The sequence below is a fragment of the Dietzia maris genome, from assembly GCF_014144855.1.
Lineage (GTDB): Bacteria > Actinomycetota > Actinomycetes > Mycobacteriales > Mycobacteriaceae > Dietzia > Dietzia kunjamensis.
The window spans coordinates 1-5,746 of the sequence record NZ_JAALDN010000147.1 but is presented as its reverse complement, the minus strand read 5'-3'; the positions used below and the strand labels follow the sequence as shown (position 1 = coordinate 5,746).

Sequence of the window (5,746 nt, the reverse complement as noted above, 5' to 3'; positions counted from 1 at the left end):
GCGGCGGGCCCACCCGGCGCGCCGGCCCAGCCGACGTCAGCCGGTCAGGGGGCCCAGGTGCGGGCGCCCTCGACCGAACCGACGGCCTCGGCGCCCTCGGCCTCGTCGGCGTAGGCGCGGTTGACGGCGGAGACCACGGCACGCAGGGAGGCGGTGGTGATGGAACCGGCTCGTCCGACACCCCAGAAGACCCGGTTGCCGAACTGCACCTCGACGTACGCGGCCGCGGTGGCGTCATCCCCGGAGGTCATCGCGTGCTCCGAGTAGTCGAGGATGCGTACCTCGTCGTCGAACATCTCGTTCAGGGCGGCGACGAACGCGGCGAGGGGTCCGTTCCCGGACCCCGCCAGCTCACGGGTCTCGCCCTTCCACTTGATGACGGCCTCGATGGCGTCCTCGCCGTCATCGGTCTCGGCGGGGACGAGGTGCTGCGACATGCGCTCCATGGGCGAGACGCGGTCCAGGTACTCCAGCGAGAAGATGTCCCACATCGCCTTGGGGGTGACCTCGCCGCCCTCGGAGTCGGTGACCGACTGGACGAGCTGCGAGAACTCCATCTGCAGGCGCCGCGGCAGCTGCAGGCCGTAGTCGCTCTTCATGATGTAGGCGACGCCGCCCTTGCCGGACTGCGAGTTCACGCGGATGACGGCCTCGTAGGTGCGGCCCTCGTCCTTGGGGTCGACCGGCAGGTAGGGGACCTCCCACGTGATGTCGGTGATGTCCTCGCCGCGGGTGTCGGCCTCGGCCTGCAGGGCGTCGAAGCCCTTGTTGATGGCGTCCTGGTGCGAGCCGGAGAACGCGGTGAAGACCAGGTCGCCGCCGTAGGGGTGGCGCTCGGGCACGCGCAGCTGGTTGGCGTACTCGACGGTGCGGCGGATCTCGTCCATGTCGGAGAAGTTGATCTGCGGGTCGACGCCGCGGGTGAGCATGTTCATGCCCAGCGTCACCAGGCAGACGTTGCCGGTGCGCTCGCCGTTGCCGAACAGGCAGCCCTCGATGCGGTCGGCGCCGGCCTGGTAGCCCAGCTCGGCGGCGGCGACGCCGGTGCCGCGGTCGTTGTGCGGGTGCAGCGACAGGATGGTCGACTCGCGGTTCGCCAGGTTGCGGTGCATCCACTCGATCTGGTCGGCGTACACGTTGGGCGTGGCCATCTCGACGGTCGCCGGCAGGTTGAGGATGATCGGGTTCTCGGGGGTGGCGCCGACGACCTCGGTGACGGCGTCGCACACCTCCTTGGAGAACGCCAGCTCGGTGCCGGTGAAGGACTCGGGCGAGTACTCCCAGCGCCAGTTGGTGTCGGGGTAGTCGCGCGCGATCGTGGTGACCAGCTCGGCGGCGTCGGTGGCGATCTTCTTGATGGCGTCGCGGTCCTTACGGAAGACCACCTTGCGCTGCAGGATCGACGTCGAGTTGTAGAAGTGCACGATCACGTCGGACGCGCCCTCGCACGCCTCGAACGTGCGACGGATGAGATCCTCGCGGCACTGGACCAGCACCTGGATGGTGACGTCGGAGGGGATCGCGGCGTCCTCGATGATCTCGCGGACGAAGTCGTAGTCCGTCTGCGAGGCGGACGGGAAGCCGACCTCGATCTCCTTGTAGCCCATGCGGACGAGCAGGTCGAACATGCGGCGCTTGCGCGCGGGGCTCATGGGGTCGATCAGGGCCTGGTTGCCGTCGCGCAGGTCCACGGCGCACCACTGGGGGGCGTGGGTGATGATCTTGTCCGGCCAGGTGCGGTCGGGCAGGGAGACGTCCTCGACCTCCTCGGCGAACGGCCGGTACCGGTGCGCGGGCATCGAGGAGCCGCGCTGTTTGTTCCACGACGGCTGGTCGGGGCGGCCGGGCTTGGAAGGGGGCGTCAGGGTCGACGACGACGAGACGAAGGCATCAGCGGGATTCATTGCAGTGGCTCAACTTCCTAGGGGGCGATCGGCAGGGATCGGACCGGCGCGACGAGATCCCGCGACGGGGAGCCGGTCCGCCTCAGCGGGCCCCGCCGCGGCACCCAAGAAGGAGCACGCGCTGCATGCGGGCCATCATACACATCTGCGCGGGACGTCACGGAATCGGAATGACGAACGTCGAGGACTCGGCTGTGGTCCCTTCGGGCGGTGCCGACGGCGGGTCCTGCGTGAGGTCGTCTGGCACCTGCATGGACCCCCACACCTTGCTGCAGCCGGCCTCCTCGGCCACCTCCACCGCCTTCTCGACGAGTCGGTGGGCGATGCCCATGCCGCGCAGGTCCTCGCGGACCCGGATCCCGTAGACGAACAGGTCGGGGCTGGCGCCGAGGTGCCCGGTCTCCACCGCGACGAGCATGCCCACCGGCACCTCGTCCTGCAGCGCCAGCACGAGCAGGTTGGAACCTCGGTCGAGGAAGTCCGTGGTCCATTCCGCGGTGGGCGGGGTGCTGAGCAGGTCACCCGCGGACAGCACGAGGTCAACATCCGCGCGCGCGGCGCGGCGGATGACGAGCTCCGGCGGGGTCATCTGTCCAGTGTGGCAAAAATCGAGGGGGTTCGGCATCGCCGACTGCCCTGGGTCATCGGTTGGCGATCATCCAGTCGATCCAGCCGTTCTGGGCGGGGATCGATTCGTACCGGGCCGGGTTGGTGCCGTCGGGCTGCCTGCGGTCGTGGTCGGAGCCGGAGTGGACGCCCACCAGTCGGTCGCCCCGGAACACGGGCCCGCCGGAGTCGCCGGGCGAGAATCCGCCCTGGAGGGTGTGGGAGTGGCCGACGCGGGAACCGGGTCGCGCCTCGATCCGCTCGAGGCGGGTCAGTCCGGTGCGCAGGACGGGTGAGCGCATCCCGAGGGGTTCGGTCTCGCCGAAACCGTGGAAGCGCAGGACGTCGCCGGGGGCGGGGTCGACGCCGGCGCGCCGCACGGACGGCGACGGCGCGGGGTGGCGGAGCTTGAGGAGCATGAAGTCCCCGGCGGGGGCCTTGTAGGCGGCGGCCGGGGTGTGACGACCGAGGCTGCCCGTGTCGAGGGAGCCGAACGCGCCGACGATTCTCGGGCTGGCCAGTGGGGCGGTCGAACCGAAGCCCCCGGGCACGGTGGCGAGGTTCCCGAATCCGAGGGTGTACGCGTCGGGGTTCGTCGGCCCGCAGTGGGCGGCGGTGGCCACCCAGCGCGGGTGGATGACGACGCCGGTACACGGGGCGCCGAGGACGCCGTCGAAGACGGTGATCTGCACGGCCCACGGGGCGGGGCCGGAGGGGGCGCCGTTCACTACCGCGCCGGCCGTGGGTGCCGCGACCGCGAGCGACGCAGTGACCGTCCCGACGATGGCGGCGACCGTGGCGGCCAACCGGCCGGGACGGACGGGGCCACTGTGACGTGTGAGGCGCATGAAGCTCAGCTTAGGCGATGGTGGGGAGTTCTCGGGCCGCTCGACATGGGTCCTCATGGTGAGGACGTCGCGGCATGCACCGGGCGCGTTACTCGGAGGCGCGTCACTCCGAGGCGCGGCGGTTCGGCGCGCGGTGGTCGGGGATCGGCGGAGCCGTGTCGACCTCCTTGTGCGCGAGCCGCACCGTCGCGAGCACCATCACGGTGAGGGTGGCGCCCAGGAGCATCAGCGCGGCGCCGTCGACGGAGAACCACTCGCCCAGCACCACCACGCCCAGGCCGAGCGAGACGACCGGGGTGGTGACCGTGGAGGCGGGCACGGCCTGGTGCACCGCGCCGGCGGAGAACGACATCTGCTGCAGCGTCAGCGCGGCGACGGCGGCCACCCCCAGTCCGTACACCTCGCCGGTCGTGGCCACGGTGAACAGTCCGCCGTCGTGGAACCGCTCGGTGACGCCCTTCGTCAGCAGTGCGACGTAGGCGAACGCGGTGCCGCCGGCCACGCCCAGCAGGAGGGCACGGTTGCCGTTGGAGCGGCGGTTGCGGGAGACACCGAGGAGGACGACGACGACGAGGAGTCCGCCCGCGCACGCGAGTGCCCATTGCCACCAGGGCGGGTGGGCGTCTCCTCCGGTGGGCCGTCCGTAGATGACGAGCACCATCACGCATCCCGTCAGGACGTACCCCCAGAAGAGTTCGGTCTTGGTGACCCGCCGGCCGGTGACCCAGGCGCCGAGGGGGAGGGCGAATGTCAGTGAGAGAACGGTGATGGTCTGGACGAGGATGAGCGATCCGAACGCGAGAGCGAGGCCCTGGAACGCGAATCCGGCGAGGCTGATGACCATGCCGGTCCACCAGTACCGGCTCGCGAGCACGTTGAAGTGACCCTCGTGTCGACCCTTCGCGCGCTGGGGCGATCGGTGCCGCATGACGGTTCCGAAGGCCTGGCTGAGGGCGGACGCGAGGGCGAGAATCACTGCCGCCCAGATTTCACTCATCCCTGATGAGTAAACACCTCCCGTAAAGTAGGTCTGCGGTAAGCCGATCAACACCGGAAGGGTGTGACCGCGTGGCACTCGTAGTGCAGAAGTACGGCGGCTCCTCCGTGGAGTCCGCAGAACGAATCCGTCGGGTGGCGGAACGGATCGTGGAGACCAAGAAGGCGGGTAACGACGTCGTGGTCGTGGCCTCGGCTATGGGCGACACGACCGACGAGCTACTCGATCTGGCCGATCAGGTCTGTCCCTCGCCTCCGCAGCGCGAGATGGACATGCTGTTGACCTCGGGGGAGCGCATCTCCAACGCGCTGCTCGCGATGGCCATCAGTTCGTACGGGATGGAGGCCTATTCCTTCACCGGATCCCAGGCCGGGATCATCACCACGACCAGGCACGGCAACAGCCGCATCATCGACATCACCCCGGGGCGCGTCCGTGAGGCGCTGGACGAGGGCAAGATCGCCCTCGTCGCGGGCTTCCAGGGGGTGTCCCGAGAGACCCGCGACGTCACGACCCTGGGTCGCGGCGGGTCCGACACCACCGCGGTCGCTATGGCCTCGGCCCTGGGTGCGGACGTGTGCGAGATCTACTCGGACGTGGACGGCATCTACACCGCCGACCCGCGGATCGTGCCCGATGCCCGCAAGCTCGACACCATCTCGTACGAGGAGATGCTGGAGATGGCGGCCGTCGGGTCCAAGATCCTCAACCTGCGCAGTGTGGAGTTCGCCCGCCGCTATCACGTGCCGCTGCGCGTCCGCTCTTCGTATTCGACCAACCCGGGCACGCTCGTGGCCGGAAAAGTGGAGGACATCCCCGTGGAAGACGCAGTCCTGACCGGAGTCGCTCACGACGCCTCGGAGGCCAAGATCACGGTCGTCGGCATCCCCGACCAGCCGGGGTACGCGGCCAAGATCTTCCGCGTGGTGGCCGACGCCGAGATCAACATCGACATGGTCCTGCAGAACGTCTCCAAGGCGGAGGGCAAGACCGACATCACCTTCACCTGCCCCCGCGAGGTGGGTGCCAAGGCCGTTGAGGTCCTCTCGCAGGCCAAGGACGATCTGGGTATCGACCAGGTGCTCTACGACGACAACGTCGGCAAGGTCTCCCTCGTCGGCGCGGGCATGAAGTCGCACCCGGGCGTCACCGCGACGTTCTGCGAGTCGCTGTCCGAGGCCGGCATCAACATCGAGCTCATCTCCACCTCCGAGATCCGCATCTCGGCGCTCGTTCGGGAGGACGAGCTGCCCGACAGCGTCCGCGCGCTGCACAAGGCGTTCGAGCTGGGCGGCGACGAGGAGGCGCAGGTCTACGCCGGCACCGGCCGCTGACCTGACCCCTCGCCAGGCCCGCCCCAAGCCAGGCCGGCCCGGCGCCCGGCGCCCCGC

5 protein-coding genes are annotated in these 5,746 nt (G+C 69.6%); 1 reads left to right on the top strand and 4 read right to left on the bottom strand.

Annotated elements, in window-relative coordinates; translation table 11 throughout:
- Window positions 1-44: 44 nt before the first annotated feature.
- From leuA to G6024_RS05485, 4 genes are all read right to left on the bottom strand, one after another.
- On the bottom strand, window positions 45-1,904 hold the full coding sequence (leuA, locus tag G6024_RS05500) for a 2-isopropylmalate synthase (RefSeq protein WP_159148248.1): 1,860 nt from the start codon (window positions 1,902-1,904) through the stop codon (window positions 45-47).
- Between the two features lie 157 nt (window positions 1,905-2,061).
- Window positions 2,062-2,493, bottom strand: a complete 432-nt coding sequence (locus G6024_RS05495) for a GNAT family N-acetyltransferase (RefSeq protein ID WP_119193250.1) — start codon at window positions 2,491-2,493, stop codon at window positions 2,062-2,064.
- Between the two features lie 52 nt (window positions 2,494-2,545).
- Window positions 2,546-3,358: a S1 family peptidase gene (locus tag G6024_RS05490; protein ID WP_119193251.1), complete on the bottom strand. Its 813-nt coding sequence runs from the start codon at window positions 3,356-3,358 to the stop codon at window positions 2,546-2,548.
- Window positions 3,359-3,461: 103 nt separating this feature from the next.
- On the bottom strand, window positions 3,462-4,355 hold the full coding sequence (locus G6024_RS05485) for a DMT family transporter (RefSeq protein ID WP_067714587.1): 894 nt from the start codon (window positions 4,353-4,355) through the stop codon (window positions 3,462-3,464).
- Window positions 4,356-4,426: 71 nt separating this feature from the next.
- Here G6024_RS05485 and G6024_RS05480 point away from each other — a divergent pair, with 71 nt between their 5' ends.
- Window positions 4,427-5,689: an aspartate kinase gene (locus G6024_RS05480; protein ID WP_096906193.1), complete on the top strand. Its 1,263-nt coding sequence runs from the start codon at window positions 4,427-4,429 to the stop codon at window positions 5,687-5,689.
- The last annotated feature ends 57 nt before the right edge of the window (window positions 5,690-5,746 follow it).